The sequence below is a fragment of the Cupriavidus necator A5-1 genome (genome assembly GCF_000744095.1).
Taxonomy (GTDB): Bacteria; Pseudomonadota; Gammaproteobacteria; order Burkholderiales; family Burkholderiaceae; genus Cupriavidus; species Cupriavidus necator_A.
This window is the reverse complement of the sequence record NZ_JQLI01000008.1, coordinates 1,826,193-1,841,135: the sequence shown is the minus strand read 5'-3', so window position 1 is coordinate 1,841,135 and position 14,943 is coordinate 1,826,193. Positions and strand designations below refer to the sequence as shown.

Genomic DNA, 14,943 nt, shown 5'->3' with positions numbered 1-14,943 from the left:
ACCCTCATGCTGCACCCGCGTCATGAGCCCCCGCGCGCTTGTGGCAAAATGCCCCGCTTTCGACTGACTGCGTTTCCCACCGCGTTCCCGATGTCCAACCTGCCCGCATCCGTCTCGCAAAAGATCGTGTCGCTCATCGCGGCCGAGCTGTCCGTCCAGCCCCGCCAGGTCGCGGCAGCCGTGGCGCTGCTCGACGAAGGCGCCACCGTCCCCTTCATCGCCCGCTACCGCAAGGAAGTGACCGGCAACCTGGATGACACGCAACTGCGCAACCTGGAAGAGCGCCTGCTCTACCTGCGCGACATGGAAGACCGCCGCGCGGCCATCCTGGCGTCGATCCAGGAGCAAGGCAAGCTCACGCCCGAACTGCAGGCCGCCATCGAGGCCGCCGAAACCAAGCAGGCGCTGGAAGACCTCTACCTGCCCTACAAGCCCAAGCGCCGCACCCGCGCCCAGATCGCGCGCGAATGCGGGCTGGAGCCGCTGGCGCAGGCCCTGCTGGCCGACCCCACGCTCGACCCGCAGGCCGAGGCCGCCAAGTACGTCAACGGTAACCCCACCGCCGACGGCGGCGTGCCCGACGTCAAGGCCGCGCTGGACGGCGCGCGCGACATCCTGTCCGAGCAGTTCGGCGAGACCGCCGAGCTGCTGGGCAAGCTGCGCGAGCACCTGTGGAACAACGGCGTGGTGTCTTCCACCGTGATGGAGGGCAAGGAAAGCGCCGAGGAAGAGAAGTTCCGCGATTACTACGCCTACAGCGAAACCATCCGCACCGTGCCCTCGCACCGCGCGCTGGCGCTGTTCCGTGGCCGCAACGCGGGCGTGCTGATGATCAAGCTGGGCCTGGGCGAAGAACAGGACGCGATGGTGCCGCACCCGTGCGAAGGCATGATCGCGCGCCACGTCGGCATCCAGAACCTGGGCCGCCCGGCCGACAAGTGGCTGGGCGACGTGTGCCGCTGGTGCTGGCGCGTCAAGGTGCAGCCGCACCTGGAAACCGAACTGCTGACGCAGCTGCGCGAAACCGCTGAAGGCGAAGCCATCAAGGTGTTCGGCCGCAACCTGCATGAACTGCTGCTGGCCGCGCCGGCTGGTCCCAAGTCGGTGATGGGCGTCGACCCCGGCATCCGCACCGGCTGCAAGATCGCGGTGGTGGACAGCACCGGCAAGCTGCTGGACACCGCCACCATCTACCCGCACGAGCCGCGCCGCGACTGGAACGGCTCGCTCGCCACGCTGGCACGGCTGGCCAAGCAGCACAACGTGGCGCTGGTGTCGATCGGCAACGGCACCGCCAGCCGCGAGACCGACAAGCTGGTGCAGGACCTGATGAAACAGATGCCCGAGCTCAAGCTGACCAAGATCGTGGTCAGCGAGGCCGGCGCCTCGGTCTACTCCGCCTCGGAGCTGGCCGCCAAGGAATTCCCGGACCTGGACGTGTCGCTGCGCGGCGCCGTGTCGATCGCGCGCCGCCTGCAGGATCCGCTGGCCGAGCTGGTCAAGATCGATCCCAAGTCGATCGGCGTGGGCCAGTACCAGCATGACGTCAACCAGCGCGAACTGGCGCGCGCGCTCGACGCCGTGGTCGAGGACTGCGTGAACGCGGTGGGCGTGGACGTCAACACCGCCTCGGCGCCGCTGCTGGCGCGCGTGTCGGGCCTGAACTCGGTGCTGGCGCGCAATATCGTCGAATTCCGCGACGCCAACGGCGCCTTCCCCAACCGCGACACGCTGAAGAAGGTGCCGCGCCTGGGCGACAAGACCTTCGAGCAGGCCGCCGGCTTCCTGCGCATCAACGACGGCGACAACCCGCTGGACCGCTCCTCGGTGCACCCGGAAGCCTATCCGGTGGTGCAGCGCATCCTGGAGCACATCAAGAAGGGCCTGCGCGACGTGATGGGCAACCGCGACGCGCTGCGCGGCCTGTCGCCGGAGAAGTTCACCGATGAGTCGTTCGGCCTGCCGACCGTGCGCGACATCCTGTCCGAACTGGAAAAGCCGGGCCGCGACCCGCGTCCCGAGTTCAAGACCGCGACCTTCCAGGAAGGCGTGGAGGACGTGAAGGACCTGCAGCCCGGCATGGTGCTGGAAGGCGTGGTCACCAACGTCGCGGCGTTCGGTGCGTTTGTCGATATCGGCGTGCACCAGGACGGGCTGGTCCATATCTCGGCGCTGTCGAACAAGTTCGTCAAGGACGCGCACGAGGTGGTCAAGGCCGGCCAGATCGTCAAGGTCAAGGTGATGGAGGTCGACGTCAAGCGCAACCGTATCGGCCTGTCGATGCGGCTGGACGACGAGCCGGGCCAGGCCACGGCACGTGCCGGCGGCGAGCGTGGCGATCGTGGTGGCCAACGCAATAGTGGCAAGGGCCTGAATGGCGGCCGCCGCGAGCCGGAGCCGGCGGGCGCGATGGCCGCGGCCTTCGCCAAGCTCAAGCGCTAAGCCTCAGGAGCATGGCAAGACGCCCCGCACGGGATGTACCGTGCGGGGCGTTCTTGTTTGTCAGCCGCTGCGCACAATCCGCACCGCCAGTCCCTTACCCGCCCCATCGGACCAGTTGGAAAACGCGATCTCCAGCCCATGCAGCCGCGCCACGCGCTGCGCGATGGAAATGCCAAGGCCGTGCCCCTGCTCGCGCTGCCCGGTGCTGCAGCGAAAAAAACGATCGCCCAGCCGAGCCAGCACGTCTGGTGCCACGCCCGGCCCCTGGTCGCGCACGGTGATGCCATCCGGCTGGAAGTCGATCGTCACCAGCGCGTCAGGCGGGCTGTAGCGGATGGCGTTGTCGAGCAGGTTGCGCAGCATCAGCGACAGCAGGTTGGTATCGCCCGCGACCGGCAGCGGCGCCTGGCCTTGCGCGGGCCACTCCAGTTCCACGTCGACCTGTTTCTGCCGCGCCAGCCCGAGGCAGTCGGACAGCGCCTGCTGCGCGACCGGCACCCAGTTCACCGGCTGGCGCGACGGCAGGCCGGAAGCATCTTCCAGCCGGCTCAGCGTCAGTAACTGCGACACCAGCCGCCCGATCCGGTCGATGCCCGTGGCCACATTGGCGCGCGCCTGGGCGCGCTCGGCCTCGTCGGGCGAACGCTCGGCGATCTCCCATTGCGCCTTGAGCGCGGCCAGCGGCGTGCGCATCTCATGGGCCGCGTCGGCGGTCAGTCGCCGTTCGTGCTCGATCGAGTCCGATACGCGCGCCAGCAGCCGGTTGGTCGCATGGACCAGCGGCACCAGTTCGCCAGGCACGGCCTCCAGGCTGAGCGGCCGGCGGTCGTCGGGCGTGCGGCCTTCGATATCCGCCGACAACGCCCGCATCGGCGCCAATGCGCGCCGCATGAACCAGATCAGCAGCCCGATCAGCACCGGCAGGCCGGCGGCCCATGGCAGCACCTGCGCGGCGATATAGGACAGGATCAGCTCATTGCGCTCGCCGAGCTGCTGGCCGACGCACACGCGCCAGCCGGTATCGGGGTCGTCGAGGTAGTACAGCCGCCACGGCTCCTTGTTGATGGTGATATCGGTGAAGCCCTTCACGCCGGGGGCGCGCGGCAGCAGGTCACCCTCGGGATCAAGATGCAGCGGCTTGCCGTCCGGCAGCCAGGCGGCGATGGCGAGATCGCCCAGGCCGGCATCGCCCTGATCGCCCTCCACCAGCTGGGGCAGCCTGGTGCGCGACGGCGCGGCGGCGACATCGACCAGCGGCACCACCGAATGCATCTGCAGCGCCATGCGCACCATGTCGGTGTCATAGAGCTCGTTGATCTCGTGCCGGGCGCGCACATAGGTCATGCCGATGGTCAGCAGCCACACCACCGGCGCGGCGATCAGGACCGCAAGGATCAGGCGGCGCTGCAGCGTCATACGCAATCCTCCGCCGCGCCCAGCGTGTAGCCGGCGCCGCGGAAGGTGCGCACGATCTTGGGGTGGATCTTGCGGCGCAGATGGTGGATATGGACTTCCAACGCATTGCTTTCCACGCCGCCCTGCCAGTCATAGAGCTTGTCGCGCAGGATGTCGCGCGTCAGCAGCCGATTCGGGTGCGCCAGCAGCAGTTCGAGCAGCATGGCTTCGCGGCTGGTGAGTTCCACCGGCTTGCCCTGCCAGTACGCCTGGCGCGCGGCTGGATGGAATTCCAGTGCGCCGTGTTTCCACACCGGCGACGACAACCCCGCTGCGCGCCGGGTCACGGCGCGCAGGCGCGCGGCCAGTTCATCGAGCTCGATCGGCTTGACCAGGTAGTCGTCGGCGCCGGCGTCGAGCCCGCCGATGCGGCTTTCGATGGCATCGCGCGCGGTCAGCACGATCACGGGGATGCGGCAGCCACGCGCGCGCCAGCGTGCCAGCAGCGCCATGCCGTCCTCGCCGGGCAGGCCGAGGTCCAGCACCACGGCGTCGTAGTGGACGACGTCGAGCGCGTGGTCGGCTTCGGTGCCGGTGGCAAACCAGTCGACCGCATAGTCCAGTAGCTGCAGGCCGCGCCGCAGCCCGTCGCCCAGCATGGAGTCGTCTTCAACGATAAGGATTCTCATTCTTCCGGGTGATTGCCGGTGGGATCGGTGTTACGTGCCGGTCACGCGATCGCGCACTGCGTGGTGCGGGCCACGTATCGCGCCACCATTGTGCGCGACCCCGCTTAATGTGCCATTAAGGTTGGCAGCTTATTCTCAGGCTCGCACTGTCAGGCTCCTGCCTTGTTCAACGCCGCGCATGCCCACGGCGTGGACAAAGTCACGCCGGAGCCCTCCCGCCGGACGCCGACGCCTGGCCCACCCCTAGCCAGCACCCGCCCTTGCCGTCACACCCGCCTCCGGCCCACGCCGTTCCCCGGCATCGTTCCGATCGTCACGCCGCCGAGCCTGCGCTTGTCACCGCCCGGCCGGCCTTGCCATGGCCCGGCACCCGGGTGGCGGGCGTCCCCACGCTGGCAGTGGCGCTGGTCGTGCTGGTGTTCGCGCTGGCCTGGTTCGGCACGCTGGGCGTGCGCCACCTGCTCGGTCCCGACGAGGGCCGCTACGCCGAGATCGCCCGCGAGATGCTGAACACCGGCGACTGGGTCACCATCCGCTATAACGGCCTGAAGTACTTCGAGAAGCCGCCATTGCACATGTGGGTGACGGCAATCTCGTACGCGCTGTTCGGCATTGGCGAGTGGCAGGCGCGGCTGTGCGTGGCGCTGGCCGGCATCGCCGGGCTGGGCGCGTCGATGCTGGCCGCGGCACGCTGGTTCGGCGCGCGCGCCGGGCTGCTGACGGGGCTGGTGCTGGCCAGCGCGCCGATGTGGAACGTCGCCGCGCACTTCAATACGCTGGACATGACGCTGTCCGGCATCATGGCCTGCGTGCTGGCGAGCATGCTGCTGGCCCAGCATCCGTCAGCGACGCCAGCCACGCGCCGCAACTGGATGCTGGCGTGCTGGGCGGCGATGGGCCTGGCCTTGCTGACCAAGGGACTGGTGGGCCTCGTGCTGCCCGGCCTGGTGCTGGTGGTGTACACCTGCGTGACGCGCGACCTGGCGCTCTGGCGGCGCCTGCATGCGCCAGCCGGCATCGCGGTAATGCTGCTGGTGGCGGTGCCGTGGTACTGGCTGGTGGCACGGCACAACCCGGAATTCCTGCGCTTTTTCTTCATCCACGAGCACTGGCAGCGCTATACCTCGACCGTGCATGCCCGCAAGGGGGCGCTGTGGTACTTCGTGCCGCTGGTGCTGGGTGGCTTCCTGCCGTGGCTGGGGCTGCTGCCCGGCATGGTGCGCGCGGTCAGGCAGCGTGCCGGTACCGCCCGCGCAGGCGGCGCGCGGCCGTTCCAGCCCGCGCTGATGGCGGCGCTGTGGGCGGTGTCGATCTTCGTGTTCTTCAGCTTGTCCGGATCGAAGCTGCCGGGCTATATCCTGCCGGTGTTCCCGGCGCTGGGAATCCTGGCGGGCGTAGCGCTGGCGCGGACCGGCGCGCGTGCCTGGATCCTCCAGCTGCGCGCGATGCTGGTCGTGGGCGCGATCGGGCTGCTGGCGAGCCCTTACGTGGCCACACTCGATTCCAACAACACGCCCAATGCGCTGTACCGCGCCTATGCCGTGTGGGCCGCGCTGGCGTTCGTTCTGGTGCTGGCCAGCGCCGCGGCGGGGCTGTGGCTGCTGCGGCGGCGCGGGCGCATGGCCAGTATCACAGCGTATGCGCTGGGCATGCTGCTGGCCTTCTCCATCGCCCTGCTCGGCCACGAAACCATCGGGCGCTCGGCGTCAGGCATCGACATGGTGGCGCCGATCGCGCGCGTGCTGCGCCCCGGCATGCCGCTCTATGGCGTCGGCATGCTGGACCATACGCTGCCGTTCTACCTGCACCATCCGCTTACCATGGTCGCGCAGGCCGACGAACTGTCGTTCGGCACCGAGCAGGAGCCGCAGAAATGGCTGCCGACCGTCGATGCTTTTGTCGATGCCTGGCAGCACGGCCCGCGCGCCATCGCGCTGCTGCCTCCGCAGACCTTTGCTGAACTGAGCACGCGCGTGCCAATGCACGTGGTCGCGCGCGACTGGCGCCGCGTGGCGGTCGCCAACTTCCCCGTCGCCGGCGAGCGCTAGTCGCGCCGGCGCATTCTGTTTCCCCCATGCCATCGTCAAACGCAATGCAAGGCAAGAAAGTACTGATCCTCGGCGTCAACGGCTTTATCGGCCACCACCTGACGCGCCGCATCCTGGAAACCACGCCGTGGGAGGTCTATGGGATGGACATGTCGACGGACCGCCTGGGCGACCTTGTCGAGCACCCGCGCATGCACTTCTTCGAGGGTGACATCACCATCAACAAGGAGTGGATCGAGTACAACATCCGCAAGTGCGACGTGGTGCTGCCGCTGGTGGCCATCGCCACGCCGGCCACCTACGTGCGCCAGCCGCTGCGCGTGTTCGAGCTGGACTTCGAGGCCAACCTGCCGATCGTGCGCGCCGCGGTCAAGTACGGCAAGCACCTGGTGTTCCCGTCGACCTCCGAGGTCTACGGCATGTGCAGCGACGACGAGTTCGATCCCGAGGCCTCGCCGCTGGTCTACGGCCCGATCAACAAGCCGCGCTGGATCTACGCCTGCTCCAAGCAGCTGATGGACCGCGTGATCCACGCCTACGGCATGGAGCAAGGGCTGAACTACACGCTGTTCCGCCCGTTCAACTGGATCGGCGCCGGGCTCGATTCGATCTTCGAATCGAAGGAAGGCTCGTCGCGCGTGGTGACGCAGTTCCTCGGCCATATCGTGCGCGGCGAGCCGATCAAGCTGGTCGACGGCGGCGCGCAGAAGCGGGCCTTTGCCGATATCTCGGACGGCATCAGCGCGCTGATGCGCATCATCGAGAACCCCAACGGCATCGCCACCGGCAAGATCTTCAACATCGGCAACCCGGCGAATATCCACTCGGTGCGCGAGCTGGCCGAGATGATGCTGAAGATGGCGGCGGACTATCCGGAGTACGCGGAGGAAGCGCGCAAGACGCAGATCGTCGAGACCTCGTCGGGCGACTTCTACGGCAAGGGCTACCAGGACGTGCAGCACCGCGTGCCGAAGATCGACAACACCATCGAGGAGCTGGGCTGGGAGCCCAGGATCAGCATGGAGGCGGCGCTGCGCCGCATTTTCGAGGCGTACCGCGGGCACGTGACCGATGCGCGTACGCTGGTGAACCAGGCTTAGCCGCGCGGCGCGGGGACAGCAAGACGGCGGCGCATTGCGCCGCCGTCTTGCCTGATGCGCGCTTAGCCGACCGAGACTTCGATCCGCCGCGGCCGCGCTTCTTCGCGGCGCGGGATCGTCAACTTCAGCACGCCATCCTGCAGGTTGGCCTCGATGCGCGACGCATCCAGGTCAGGGCTCAGTGTGAACGTGCGCGCATAGCGCGGCTGCCGCACCTCGACATGCTGCACGCGCAGGCTCGGCGGTGTCGGCACCTCGGCCTCGCCCTCGATGCGCAGGCTGCCGTCGTGGACGTTGACCTCGAGCTTGTCACGCGGCACGCCGGGCAGGTCGGCCCACAGTGTGACGCCGCTGGCGGTCTCGAAAATATCGACCGCGGGCACCAGCGTCATGGCTTGCGTGTCCTCGCGGCGTTGCGCAATGGCGTTCTGGTCGCGCTGGACAACTTGGTTCGATTCGTTCATGGCTTCCTCCTCGCGTCAGCTGACGGTGATGGCACGCGGGCGCGACGCTTCGCGCTTGCCCACGCTGATCGACAGGCAGCCGTTGACGTAGCGCGCCTGCACCTTGTCCGGGTCGGCCGCCTGCGGCAACTCGATCACGCGGCGGAAGCTGCCGGCGAAGCGCTCCTGCGCATAGGGTCGCGCCTCGGCATCGCCTTCGGGCCGGACCGGGGCACGCTCGCCGCTGATGGTCAGCAACCCTTTGTCGATCGATAGGTCGAACTGGTCCGCCTTCAGGCCGGGCGCAAACACCACGATCTCGATCGAGTCGTCAGTGGTGCCCAGGTTGAGCGGGGGATACGCGCCGAAACGCCCGGAGCGCAAGCTGGAAGGAAATCCGCCGAACAGGTTCGCCATCTGCCGTTGCATCCGGTCGAATTCACTGAACGGGTCGGCCCCGAAAAAGAAGTCACTCATGGTTTGATCCTCCTTCTATGCAGCGGGGAAGCGCAGGGCCCTCATGTGCTGCTCCGGGTCTCCTGCCATGCCCCTGCAAACCAACAGAAACACGCAGCGCGCGTTGCCGCGACGACTGGGCAACCCATAGTTAGTGCCGGGCCGCAAGGATTTCAAGAGGTCGGATAGCGGACGAACGGACGCCGGAAGGCGGCGGCCGCGTCACAGCGACCAGCCAGGAACTCACGCGCCGGCGCGGTCGAAACCGGCCTTGCGCGCCAGCACGATGGCCTGGGAGCGGTTCTCCACTTCCAGCTTGGCGAAGATGCTGGTGATGTGGTTGCGCACGGTCTTCTCGCACAGGTCGAGATGGGCGGCGATCTGGGCGTTGTCGCGGCCCTGCGCGATCAGTTCGACGATATCGCGCTCGCGCCGCGTCAGCGAGGTAAAGGCGGGATCGCGCACCGGTTCGGCAGCCGGCAGGAAGGCGCGCACCTCGTCCAGCCAGCGGCGCCACGCGGGCTCGGTCTCGAGCAGCAGGTGGTTGCCGCTTTCCAGCGGCACGAAGCGCGCACCGGGGATCGCGCTGGCGATCAGGCGCCCTTCGTCGAAGGGCACGCGCGCGTCGCGCACCGCGTGCAGCACCAGCGTCGGGCACGACACCTTCGGCAACAGTGCCACCACGTCGATCTCGTTGAACACGCGCATAAAGCGCGAGGCATTCATCGGCGAAGTCGAGACCCGTTCCAGCTCGTTGAACCACGCATGCTGCTCGGCGGTGCCGCCGGGGATGAACTGCGTGGTGAAGAACTGGCGGAAGGCGGGGTTCTCCTGGCCCCAGCCGAGTTCGGCGAGCTTGTTCATCAGCTCGGCCTCCTCGCGCAGGCTCGGGCTGAGATTGTCGCGCTTGAGTCGCCCGCGCGCATAGCCGCCGTGCAGCACCAGGTGGCTGACGCGCTCCGGATGCGCGACCGCATAGGCCACCGCGATCGATGCGCCCTGCGAGATACCCAGCAGCGGGAAATGCTCGACCCCGGTGGCGTCGACGATGGTTTCCAGGTCGCGCAGCCAGGCGTCGAAGGAGAGGTCTTCGATGTCACGGTCGGACAGCCCGCAGCCGCGTTCGTCATAGCGGATCAGCATATGCCTGGCCGACAGCGCCGTGATCATATGGCTCCACACCGGGCTGCCCACATCGAACTCGAGGTGGCTCATCCAGTTGGCCGCCTTGACCAGCGGCGCGCCACAGCCCGTGATGGCATAAGCAAGGCGAACGCCATCCCGGCTGGTGCACAGGCGGATTTGCTGCTTGAACATCGGCATGTCGGGTCGCGCGGTGCTGGGACGGCCTGCCTGCGCAGGCGCGCCGCGTGACTTCCCTAGCTTAGCAAAGGATTTGCGGTGCAACTGTGCCGTTGCGGATTGGCGCCCGCGCGGCATGGCGCCGGGCCGGTTGCCTGACGGCAGGGTTGCGTCATATCGGGGCATGCGCGAGTCATGGCGCACATTCCCCGGCGCCTGGACAACGAAGCGGCCCGGACAAACCGCCCCGTTGCCCTGCCCGGCTCAGGACAGGCATTCCCCGCTGTCGCGCGCATCGCTGCGCGCGCCGTCGGTGGAGCCATCGCGCGCGTTGATGCGGGTCCCCTCCGTAAACGGATCGAACTGGCCCATGCGGGCGCCATCGGTGTAAGGATCAGGCTTGCGCATGCCGTCCCGGTACGGATCAAAGCCACGGACCGCGCACACGGACATGCCCTGACGCGCGACCACGGGCAGCATGGTGGCCTCGGTGGCCGGACTGCGCGCGCCATCGGTAAAGGCGTCGCGCTGGCCGTTGTGTCCCGGCGCGCCAACGATCAGTGCATCAGCATAGGCACCGGCGTGGGCGGTCTGGCTGAGCCCGGCGGCGAGTGCGGCAGCGGCAAGCAGGGTCTTGGCAAAATTCTTATGCATTGCTATCTCCAACAGGGGTGTCGGCGGCATTGCCGCGACGGCACTCCTCGTGCAGGCGATCAGCTACGGAACGGCACGGGCCGCACGGGATCGCCTCTGCCGTGCAAGCCGTTGCCTGGCGCGGGCCGGCTGCCATCCCATCGTGGCAGCGGCGTCGCGCCGGACTCCTGGATCAGTTGGGTGCGGATGCGGGGAAAGGAGCGCTCTGCGTCAGTGCAGCCATCCGAGCATCGCGAACAGCGGCGCCAGCGACGGCAGCAGCCGCGCCGGACTGCGCTGGAGTGCCGCCAGGCACGCCGACACTTCGTCGGCGGCCAGCCGCACCGCGGCGTGCCAGGCAGCGGCATCCGGTACCTGGCGTCCGCGCAGGGAGCGCGCCAGCGACAACGCGCGTCCCAGCTCGCGCGCCGGCGCGCCGTGATCGTGATTCAGCTCACGCAGTGAGGCGAGGCACGATTCCCAGTTCGCATGTGAATGACAGAAGACGTAGAGCAGCAGGAGCGCCGGCAGCAGCATCGCCGCGCCGGTGCGTGCCATGCGGTGACGCAGCACCCATCGCAGCCACCGTGGAAGCGCGCGTCGCAGCGGCAGCATGCGACGGACATCGTCGGCATACCGGCTGGACTGGCGAGACCACTGCTGCAACGGGCGCATGGCACGGGCTCCTTCTGGAAGGGACCGCCGCGAAGGCGGCCAGTGACAAGGTGAGGATTGCATTGTCTGGCGCGGGACGGTACGCGCGCATGAGGCCGGTGTCCCGGGTCCGCCTGCGCGGCGGGAAACTTCCCGGGACAAGCGCCCCGATGCCGGATGCGCGGGTGGCGCATGGCATGCGCGGGGCGGTGTGGCGGTTCAGGAAAGCTCCTGCCGGGCGCCGGCCTTGCGGGCCGGGAAGCGCTGCCACGCGCGCCGCGCGCCGTTGCGCCAGTCTGGCAGGCCCCGCACCGCTGCGCCCGGGACCGCTGTCCCGGCGTGCATGCGGCTACAGCGAGCCGCAACGGCCGTTCCGGGACACCGGCCTCATGCGCGGGCGCGGGCGCACTGCAAAGATTGGCGCACCGTCTCCCGAGGGACGGACAACACTGCACAGGAGTCTCCATGCAATCCGCTGCCCAAACTGCCACCCAAGGCACCGCCCAAGCCACTGCCACCTTCCGGATCGACACGCAACGCTATGCGCGCTGCATCGCCGCGTCCCGCCGCATCCGCTGGGATATCGACCGCGACGTGATCCGCGGCCGCACCTTCAACCTCACCCAGAAGTTCCTGCCCGACGGCCTGTCGCTGGTAGACGAGCTGCGCTTCCTGACTGCCGACGAGCAGCGCTTCCTTAGCCAGGTGCAGGGCCGCACCTACGCCAATATGTTCGGGCTGGTGGAGCGCTTCGTCAGCGCCAAGGTACTGGAACTGAGCCGCGACCACTGGTTCGGCGACCAGACCGCGCTGGAGGCGCTGGTGCGCTTCACCGACGAAGAACTCAAGCACCAGGAACTGTTCCGCCGCATCGAGCAGCTGGCGGCCACGGACATGCCGGCCGGCTACCAGTTCGGCGCCGTCCCAAACGAAGTCGCGGCCTTTGTGCTGAGCAAGCGCAACTGGGCCGTGCTGGCGATGACCTGCCAGCTCGAGCTGTTCTCGCAGGCGCACTACCGCGCCAGCATCGGCACGGCACCCGGACTGTCCGAGCTGTACAAGGATGTGTTCCTGTACCACTGGCGCGAGGAATCGCAGCACGCCATCATGGACGAGCTGGAATGGCTGCGCGAGGATGCGCGCATCGACGCCGCCGAGCGCGATGCCGCGATCGACGACATGACCGCGCTGGTCACCGCCATGGACGAGATCGTGCAGGCGCAGGCCAGCGCCGATGCGGCCTACTTCGTGCAGGTGACCGGCCGCCACGAGCATGCCGCGCAGATCGCCGAGACGGTGCTGAAGGCGTACCGCTGGACCTATATCGTCACCGGCGCGCTCGAGCCGCGCTTCGGCAAGCTGCTCACCGACATGGTCACCGAGACGCAGATGGCGCGGATCCAGGCGGCGATGGCGCCGCTGATGTACGCGATGCCGGCCAGCGGCCACTCGCCTGCCATGGCGGCATAAACGCAGGAGCGTGGCGCAAAACAACCCCCCGGGGGTCGCCTGGCGGCGAACACCCGGGGGCAAGTGAGCAGCCCCTTGTAAACTGCTTATAGGTGTGCAATTATTATCACCCATGAGCATACTTGCTAAAGTTACGATGAAGGAGGCGTGCGCGATGCTGGGCATCCACCCTGGCACGCTTCGCCGATGGGAGCTCGACGGGAAGATCTCCGCCGATCGGACTCCGGGTGGTCATCGTCGCTATAATTTGACCGCTCTAATGGAGTTGGCCGGCAAGAAGGTCGAGGAAGCAGAGCGCGGGCGTACTACGCTCGCCTATGCGCGCGTTTCCAGCCACGACCAGAAGGCCGATCTGGAGCGTCAGTGCCAGGTGCTGGAGTCGTTCTGCGCTGCGAAGGGATGGCCCTTCGAACTCATCCGGGATCTCGGCTCCGGCATGAACTATGAGAAGAAGGGCCTCAAGCAACTGCTCAAACGTATCTGTGCCGGAGGCGTTGATCGGCTTGTCATCACACACAAGGACCGGCTCTTGCGATTTGGTGCAGAGCTCGTTTTTGCTCTGTGCGAGCAATTCGGAACGGAAGTCGTCATCATCAATGCCAAAGGCGATTCGACGTATGAGGAGGATCTTGCCTGCGACGTGCTTGAGATCATTACCGTCTTTTCGGCGCACCTCTATGGCAGCCGTTCCCACAAGAATCGTCACGCCATGAAAGCCCTGAAAGAGGCTGCAGATGCCATTCAAGAGGGCTGATCCCAGCACTATCCAGTTCGCGAGGAAGGTCCGTCTGGTGGTGGACGCTGATGCTGCGGGCAAGCTCGACGGGCAATCCAAAATCTGCAACTGGCTATGGAATCGACTCAAGGACGAAGTCGAGACGCGCATGGCGGAGTTGTCCATCGTCGGCGGCTATGGCTATCTTGATGAGGCGCGAACCAAGAAGCTCCTGTCGGAGGTCTATTCCGAGATCGGGCTTCGCAACCTCGTGCCGCCGCTCAAGGAGCGTCATCCGTTCTTGCGCTGCGTGTTTTCTTCACCGCTGAAGAATGTCGCGCTGCGCATGGCCAAGGCCATTGCCTCGCATCGAAAGTCGAAGAATGGACAGCGCTGCGGCCCAGACGTGGGCTGGGTCAAGTACAAGGCATGGGCCAAGCACTGGATGAGCCTGGAATACGACGAGCCAGGCAAAGGCTGGAATGTTTCCCAGTTCGGTTGGCTCATCCTATCGTTCGGCGCGAACGCGCAAGGACAGCGGCTGTCGCTGCGCCTGAAGATGGAGAAGACACCCAAGGAGATCGCGAGCGCTCGCACTTGCCGGATCGTCCGCGAGGGCCGCGACCGCTATTTCGCTGTGTTCACGTTCAAGGGGCAGAAGAAGGCCAGGCAACGCGGCACGCGCGTGGTCTACATCGATCCGAACCTGAAGAACTTTGGCTACGCTCTGGATACTGAGGGGCGCGCCTTCGAATTGTCCAATCTTGAGAAGTTGAAGGAGTCGGAGCACATTCTCGATCGGCTAACGAGTCTGCGTGACCGCTGCATAGCAAAGTCGCTGTGGGTAGATACCGTCCACGGCGATGGCACAGTGTCGACGCATTGGCGTCCCAGTCGCCGCTGGAAGCGTTTGGACGACGCTGTGGAGCGAATGCAAACCAAAGTGCGAGAACAGAAAAAGCACTTCATGTATTCGCTGGCGAACCAGCTCTGCAGGCACTACGACGTGATTGGGATCGGCAACTACGTGCCGGAGAACACCAACCACGGCAAGGGCCGCAAATACAACCGCGCGGTAAGAAACAGAACGATGCACGGTGCATTCAAGGACATTGTCTCGTGGGTCGCGACGCGCTCCAGAAAGCATGCGCTGGTGCTGGATGAAACCGGCACCACGCGAACGTGCCATGCGTGTGGTCACGTTGTCGAGGGCGGGATAGCGCCCGCAATTCGGGAGTGGGATTGCCCGGGCTGCGGCACCTGCCACCTGCGCGACGAGAATGCCTGTCAAAACGGTCTGCGGCGGCTGCTGACGCAAGTCGGCGGCGCTGTGGACTGCTCCCATCTGCCCTGCTCGGGCCCCGTTCAGATTATCGGGCGGTGTGATTGGCGATTCCATCCGCAAGGATGGACGGGAGTCCCGAGAGGGGGCGCCAATGTGAATTCAATGCGCCTGCCGGAGTACCGGCAGCGAATGCGCGCGTTACCGCGCGCTCGGGTTGGTGACCGCGCGTCCAAATCTGCAAAGACGTCGCCATCAGCGATGCGTACGCTTGCTTAGATTTGGAAGAGCGGTCTGTGTCGATGGCTGCGGGC

Annotated in this window: 13 protein-coding genes; 6 read left to right on the top strand and 7 right to left on the bottom strand. The window is 66.8% G+C overall.

Features of this window, described 5'->3' with window-relative positions:
- Positions 1 to 90: 90 nt before the first annotated feature.
- On the top strand, positions 91 to 2,442 hold the full coding sequence (locus tag K307_RS32685) for a Tex family protein (protein WP_042887675.1): 2,352 nt from the start codon (positions 91 to 93) through the stop codon (positions 2,440 to 2,442).
- Positions 2,443 to 2,502: 60 nt separating this feature from the next.
- On the opposite strand, the gene K307_RS32680 is transcribed toward K307_RS32685, so the two are convergent.
- The gene (locus K307_RS32680; protein WP_042885102.1) at positions 2,503 to 3,858 is read right to left on the bottom strand and encodes an ATP-binding protein; all 1,356 of its coding nucleotides are present in this window, start codon (positions 3,856 to 3,858) and stop codon (positions 2,503 to 2,505) included.
- Positions 3,855 to 4,526 carry a response regulator gene (locus K307_RS32675; protein ID WP_042885100.1) on the bottom strand — a complete coding sequence of 224 codons (672 nt, stop codon included), beginning with the start codon at positions 4,524 to 4,526 and terminating at the stop codon, positions 3,855 to 3,857. Before K307_RS32675 ends, K307_RS32680 begins: the two co-directional genes overlap by 4 nt.
- Positions 4,527 to 4,879: 353 nt before the next feature.
- Here K307_RS32675 and K307_RS32670 point away from each other — a divergent pair, with 353 nt between their 5' ends.
- Positions 4,880 to 6,574, top strand: coding sequence for an ArnT family glycosyltransferase (locus K307_RS32670; protein ID WP_230626378.1), 1,695 nt, complete (start codon positions 4,880 to 4,882; stop codon positions 6,572 to 6,574).
- A gap of 44 nt (positions 6,575 to 6,618) precedes the next feature.
- Positions 6,619 to 7,674, top strand: a complete 1,056-nt coding sequence (locus K307_RS32665; protein WP_051975261.1) for a bifunctional UDP-4-keto-pentose/UDP-xylose synthase — start codon at positions 6,619 to 6,621, stop codon at positions 7,672 to 7,674.
- Between the two features lie 62 nt (positions 7,675 to 7,736).
- On the opposite strand, the gene K307_RS32660 is transcribed toward K307_RS32665, so the two are convergent.
- The 5 genes from K307_RS32660 to K307_RS32640 form a co-directional block, all read right to left on the bottom strand.
- Positions 7,737 to 8,138 (bottom strand): Hsp20/alpha crystallin family protein, encoded by a 402-nt coding sequence (locus K307_RS32660; protein WP_042885096.1) that lies wholly within the window; start codon positions 8,136 to 8,138, stop codon positions 7,737 to 7,739.
- Positions 8,139 to 8,153: 15 nt separating this feature from the next.
- On the bottom strand, positions 8,154 to 8,594 hold the full coding sequence (locus K307_RS32655; protein ID WP_042885094.1) for an Hsp20/alpha crystallin family protein: 441 nt from the start codon (positions 8,592 to 8,594) through the stop codon (positions 8,154 to 8,156).
- Between the two features lie 222 nt (positions 8,595 to 8,816).
- A complete protein-coding gene (locus K307_RS32650; protein WP_042885092.1) occupies positions 8,817 to 9,896 on the bottom strand; it encodes an alpha/beta fold hydrolase in 1,080 nt (359 codons plus the stop codon).
- 243 nt (positions 9,897 to 10,139) lie between these two features.
- A complete protein-coding gene (locus K307_RS32645; RefSeq protein ID WP_042885090.1) occupies positions 10,140 to 10,529 on the bottom strand; it encodes a hypothetical protein in 390 nt (129 codons plus the stop codon).
- A 210-nt stretch (positions 10,530 to 10,739) separates the two neighbouring features.
- Positions 10,740 to 11,183, bottom strand: coding sequence for a hypothetical protein (locus K307_RS32640; protein ID WP_042885089.1), 444 nt, complete (start codon positions 11,181 to 11,183; stop codon positions 10,740 to 10,742).
- Positions 11,184 to 11,627: 444 nt separating this feature from the next.
- On the opposite strand from K307_RS32640, the gene K307_RS32635 reads away from it, so the two are divergent.
- From K307_RS32635 to K307_RS32625, 3 genes are all read left to right on the top strand, one after another.
- Positions 11,628 to 12,632, top strand: a complete 1,005-nt coding sequence (locus K307_RS32635) for a hypothetical protein (RefSeq protein ID WP_051975260.1) — start codon at positions 11,628 to 11,630, stop codon at positions 12,630 to 12,632.
- Positions 12,633 to 12,744: 112 nt separating this feature from the next.
- Positions 12,745 to 13,386 carry an IS607 family transposase gene (locus tag K307_RS32630; protein ID WP_042885088.1) on the top strand — a complete coding sequence of 214 codons (642 nt, stop codon included), beginning with the start codon at positions 12,745 to 12,747 and terminating at the stop codon, positions 13,384 to 13,386.
- A complete protein-coding gene (locus K307_RS32625) occupies positions 13,367 to 14,908 on the top strand; it encodes an RNA-guided endonuclease InsQ/TnpB family protein (protein WP_051975259.1) in 1,542 nt (513 codons plus the stop codon). Before K307_RS32630 ends, K307_RS32625 begins: the two co-directional genes overlap by 20 nt.
- The last annotated feature ends 35 nt before the right edge of the window (positions 14,909 to 14,943 follow it).

Excerpts from the sequence above, each read along its gene's own strand:
- K307_RS32645 (WP_042885090.1), bottom strand. The coding sequence starts at position 10,529 with ATGCATAAGAATTTTGCCAAGACCCTGCTTGCCGCTGCCGCACTCGCC.
- K307_RS32630 (WP_042885088.1), top strand. The coding sequence starts at position 12,745 with ATGAGCATACTTGCTAAAGTTACGATGAAGGAGGCGTGCGCGATGCTG.
- K307_RS32660 (WP_042885096.1), bottom strand. The coding sequence starts at position 8,138 with ATGAACGAATCGAACCAAGTTGTCCAGCGCGACCAGAACGCCATTGCG.
- K307_RS32640 (WP_042885089.1), bottom strand. The coding sequence starts at position 11,183 with ATGCGCCCGTTGCAGCAGTGGTCTCGCCAGTCCAGCCGGTATGCCGAC.
- K307_RS32625 (WP_051975259.1), top strand. The coding sequence starts at position 13,367 with ATGCCATTCAAGAGGGCTGATCCCAGCACTATCCAGTTCGCGAGGAAG.
- K307_RS32655 (WP_042885094.1), bottom strand. The coding sequence starts at position 8,594 with ATGAGTGACTTCTTTTTCGGGGCCGACCCGTTCAGTGAATTCGACCGG.
- K307_RS32635 (WP_051975260.1), top strand. The coding sequence starts at position 11,628 with ATGCAATCCGCTGCCCAAACTGCCACCCAAGGCACCGCCCAAGCCACT.
- K307_RS32680 (WP_042885102.1), bottom strand. The coding sequence starts at position 3,858 with ATGACGCTGCAGCGCCGCCTGATCCTTGCGGTCCTGATCGCCGCGCCG.
- K307_RS32675 (WP_042885100.1), bottom strand. The coding sequence starts at position 4,526 with ATGAGAATCCTTATCGTTGAAGACGACTCCATGCTGGGCGACGGGCTG.
- K307_RS32685 (WP_042887675.1), top strand. The coding sequence starts at position 91 with ATGTCCAACCTGCCCGCATCCGTCTCGCAAAAGATCGTGTCGCTCATC.
- K307_RS32665 (WP_051975261.1), top strand. The coding sequence starts at position 6,619 with ATGCAAGGCAAGAAAGTACTGATCCTCGGCGTCAACGGCTTTATCGGC.
- K307_RS32650 (WP_042885092.1), bottom strand. The coding sequence starts at position 9,896 with ATGCCGATGTTCAAGCAGCAAATCCGCCTGTGCACCAGCCGGGATGGC.